Origin of the sequence: Vibrio sp. 10N.222.55.B11 (assembly GCF_041473705.1) — a bacterium.
In the GTDB taxonomy this organism is placed as follows: Bacteria; Pseudomonadota; Gammaproteobacteria; order Enterobacterales; family Vibrionaceae; genus Vibrio; species Vibrio crassostreae_C.
The window spans coordinates 1-4387 of sequence record NZ_JBFRST010000118.1; the positions used below are offsets into that span (position 1 = coordinate 1).

At 42.3% G+C, this 4387-nt stretch carries 3 protein-coding genes; 1 reads left to right on the top strand and 2 read right to left on the bottom strand.

What is annotated here, in order from left to right; genetic code table 11:
- Window positions 1-169: 169 nt before the first annotated feature.
- The gene (locus AB4503_RS25120; RefSeq protein WP_372115888.1) at window positions 170-1249 is read right to left on the bottom strand and encodes a hypothetical protein; all 1080 of its coding nucleotides are present in this window, start codon (window positions 1247-1249) and stop codon (window positions 170-172) included.
- A 124-nt stretch (window positions 1250-1373) separates the two neighbouring features.
- Between AB4503_RS25120 and AB4503_RS25125 the strand changes: the two genes are divergently transcribed.
- The gene (locus AB4503_RS25125; RefSeq protein ID WP_372115889.1) at window positions 1374-2399 is read left to right on the top strand and encodes an IS110 family transposase; all 1026 of its coding nucleotides are present in this window, start codon (window positions 1374-1376) and stop codon (window positions 2397-2399) included.
- A gap of 725 nt (window positions 2400-3124) precedes the next feature.
- Here AB4503_RS25125 and AB4503_RS25130 read toward each other — a convergent pair.
- Entirely contained in the window at window positions 3125-4111 is a 987-nt protein-coding gene (locus tag AB4503_RS25130; RefSeq protein WP_017064049.1) for a DUF1254 domain-containing protein, read from the bottom strand.
- Window positions 4112-4387 lie beyond the last annotated feature (276 nt).

The window sequence follows — 4387 nt, forward strand, 5'->3', positions numbered from 1 at the left end:
GTCCGATCCACTGTTGTCAGTGGGAGCTATTGTTGACAAAAGAGGGAGTCCATGTAGCCCAATTAAGGTGTGAAGCACGCGACCACAGCACTTTATTTGACCATCGTAAACACAGATCTAAAACCAAACCAAAAATGCCAAGCGTGCTGAATCACTCTTAAATTATTTGTTAGTTGCTAGTTTCAGTTTTATCTAGTTCTAATAGCGTTTCACGATATTGATCACTAAATCTAAACTCAGAGTAATCGCTATCTAGCCTTTTGATTTTATCAATTTCCGGCTTTATCTCATCCCAAACATCAAGTAGACAACGGTGATAGGAAAGCATCCCCGGTCGCTGCAAACTACCCGAGATAAAGTAATAATCCGGTATATCTGTAATATGATTCTTTCTTAGCCAAAATATACCTATGGAATAACTCGCCCAACCAGTTAGGTAAACTAAATCGTTTCGAGTTAAATCGGAACCTAATTCTTTTTTCAAATCCAATTTTGAAAGAAGCTCAACAATTAAAGGCTGAGTTTGCTCTAGTCTAACTAACGGATCTGGATGTGTACCTATAGGCTCTGTTACTGCTTCAATTGGTCGAGTACCATGAAATCTGTAAAGAACTAAAGCCAATGCAGCAGAGAAAGCTCTAAGTTCTTCTTCAAAGCGGGCTCCCTTGAAGTGTTGTAACAACGCCATTAAGCAACAATAGGTAGCAAAGAAATCCGCAGCGATTTCGGTAACATGAGAAACTGCACTAGCCTTCCCTTCTAGTGGCTCAGTGGAATCAACTGAACAATCGATTACATCTGTTCCGGTGCTACATCCATAGTTTTGGCGTACTTCTCCATGCTCTTGCACTAAGTGTCCAAGTTCATGATAAAACACCCACGTTAAAGCACTTATGAACATATTCTTACAGCATTCTTCTTTAGAGGATTGGGTAGATAAACTCTTTGGATAGTCTACTTCTGGGAATAAAATGTCCAATTTAGGGTTATCGACTCCACTTTCAATATAATCGTAGTATTCTTCAACATCACGATATAAAACGACTGCCATCTCATATGTTAGATTTACATAATGCATTGGAGCTTCACAAGGTTTTGACGAAACGGAAGCCCATGCTAAAAAATCAGGAGTCATACTATAGTGAACTTGAATTTCACCACCTAAACCTTGATATGTCGTTTCATTGAGTAAAGTTTTTATCGTATCTAACGTTTCAACAGTTAGATCAATAATGTCACTATCTTCCATTTCTTAACTCTCATAATTTCCAATTGAATACATGCTACGGCCAATAGCAACTAACGAATGACATGGATTCCCCCTACCGAGGATCTGCCACACTTATGTGGTACTTAAATGCATCGGAGGCACCATGTCTGATTATTCTTATTTCTGCGGTATAGACCTAGCTAAAAACCACTTTAGTCTTCATGCCGTAGACCAAAATGGTAAGGTCATACTTCATAAGTCGGTAACTCGCTCTAAACTACTGAGTACAATAGCAAATATGCCACTCATGCGTATAGGCGTTGAAGCGTGTGGTGGTGCACATTATTGGGCAAGAACACTCAATAAACTTGGGCATGACGTCCGTATCATGGCCGTTAAATACGTGGTTCCTTATCGAACTAAAGGGAAGAACGACCTTAATGATGCAGTCGCTATCTGCGAAGCTGTTCAGCGTCCATCAACTCGCTTTGTACCCGTAAAATCCCCCGAGCAACAAGCCATCTTATCGGTACATAGAATGAGAGAGCATTGGGTTCGTGAACGCACCGCGCTTATGAATCGCATGCGCGCCCTACTTTCTGAGTTCGGGTTGATCATTCCCGTTGGTCGCTCTTCATTGATGAAACAGATTCCCTTAATGCTTGAAGATGCAGAAAATGAACTGCCACATCTCGCAAGAACGGTGATTGCCGATGCTTATCACCACCTTGGAGAGTTGAATCAACGTATCGCCGATACTGAACAAGTCTTCGACTCTTTTGCTAAGGTCAGCGCTAATGTTCAACGAGTGATGAAAGTTCGAGGTATTGGGCCGCAAACCGCTACTGCGATACTTGCTTCGATAGGCAATGGTTCTCAATTTGATAAAAGCCGTGATTTCTCTGCTTGGCTAGGACTCGTACCAAAGCAATATTCCACAGGAGGAAAACCTCGCTTAGGCCGAATAACCAAACACGGTGATAAATACTTACGAACACTATTAGTTCATGGCGCAAGGACCGTGATTGCCAACCTTGGCGACAAGCAAGATAAGTTAAGTCAGTGGTGTCGCGGCGTTCTGGAACGAAGAGGTATGAACCGAGCGATAGTGGCACTTGCCGCGAAGAACGCACGAATTATATGGTCGCTTTTACACAATCAAACAGAATATGAAAACTATGCTGCTTAAGTAGAAACTTAAGCAGCATAAAGAGTTAAACCCACCGGGTCATTGCAGACGCTAATGATGGAGATAGGTTAAGACCACTTGCGGAGAGCCTGTTAATGCGGCGGACACACTAGATGTCATCTAACGAATAAGGCACCGCAGTCGCGCAAAGTCATCAGGGCCACGACGTATGCGAATCGTCGATAAGTAGGCCGAATGTAGAGCGGCAGTCCAAAACCCATCAACATAAGTTTAGCGGATGTTTGACAACCGGGGGAATCCATGTAGCCTCATTAAGTGGCAAAAAATTGTTGGTTAAAATGTTGAACGGAGTGAAAACAACCAACTGTTTTTTCTCCGTTTGAATGCCTTGTTAGTTGTTGATAGTTAAACATATTTACCTTACCAACAACACATGAATTTAATGAGTAGAAATGAGAATTAAAAAGCACCCAGTACCGCTACGTACAAAAAGTTGAACTTTGAGCCACTCAATTAAACTCATTGAAGCGAACACACTAAACCTTAAATTGACAAATGAGGCTGATTTTCGCTGGTTATCACCTAAAAGTGAATGGCGAAAACTGAGCGAAACACATGCAAAGCCAATTTAGAATACACCGCGCTTACAATAAAATATTACTCTTATTAGCGGTACCAACTAACGCCTTGCATCAGCGACCAAATGGCCGCGTAGCGGGCATTTGGTCCGACTGCATGCGTTTGTTATGTGATTTTTTCAACGCTCACTTGACTTTGCTCGGCGTTGGCATCGTGTACTTATCCAGACTTTCTAAATCAGGCTCATAGATGCGCATGAGGAAATTCCAGCCATCTACTATTGGAAGATTGTTCTTGGCTGATTCACCACAGCCTCCAAAGTTCACGTCAAAAGTTCCGTCACTATTAAAATCGATATTGTACTCATTCAGAATAGCTTTCTTGTCAAATATCCAGCCATCAGCGTTGTACATAGTAATAGAGAAGAAACCGCCTGTATTGAAAGGTGGAACTTTGTAATTTGCCGTGAAGCAACCTTTACCGTCTTGCTGCGCGTAGGATAGGTATCGTGCATTCTCATCTGGCAATAGCCCCCAGCCAGCTGCAGTACCTAATAGGTGCATATGTTCATCGACAGTTCCACGAGCGCCTTGCATATTATTTAGAGAACCTTTTTGGGCTGCCTCAGCCGCCAGTTTGTCTCTAAGTGCAATGAGTTGCTCCATATCGTACTCTGGCAATACATGTGGTTCCGTTGCTTCAGCCGAAATCGCTATTTGCTTCTGCAAAGCCTGAACCTGGGCAATATCTTCAGGGTCGTTAGGATTAATTCGGGTGCGAACGGCAACCATAACAAAGTCGGTGTCAGCCTTGATTTCATGTGTTCCCGGTGTAGTAAAAACCTGGTCGATGTAATGGTCATTTTGAACGACCATAGCAGACATATAACGACCATTGGTTTCTGGTAATGTAATTGACGCTCCTTTAGAAACATTGACTATAGCTCCGCTATAGGTTGTATCCTGGTTCATACGAACGACGGTTTGATTGTTTAAATCGAACTCTCCCACAGGAAAATGAAAGAAGGTATTTATTTCCGCTAGTTTTGTAATGTTCCCAAAAGCTACATCAGACTCAGCAACTTTATAATTACTGAGATCGACAGGTGTCGCAGCAATCGCCTTAGCCGATACGAATAGCATTAAGAACACATGTAATATTATTTTTTTCAAAATCTGATTCCTTAGTAAGTTGCGCCTAGATAGGCATAGGTGCTCGAACACTTTGTCACATGTAGCCCTGTTAAGGTGTGAGCAACGCAATACCGATGCCACCGCAGACTACCTTAAACACAAAACGCAACGCATAGCAAAGGTGCCAAGCGTTGCGAATCATTCTTAAACAGATTGTATGGCTAATAAGCACTCCAATCGGGTAATGTGAGACCCAGGCTTTAGCTGCAACTAAAGCTTTCTATGTAGTAGTTCGTTTAAACGCTGGCTCCTCTA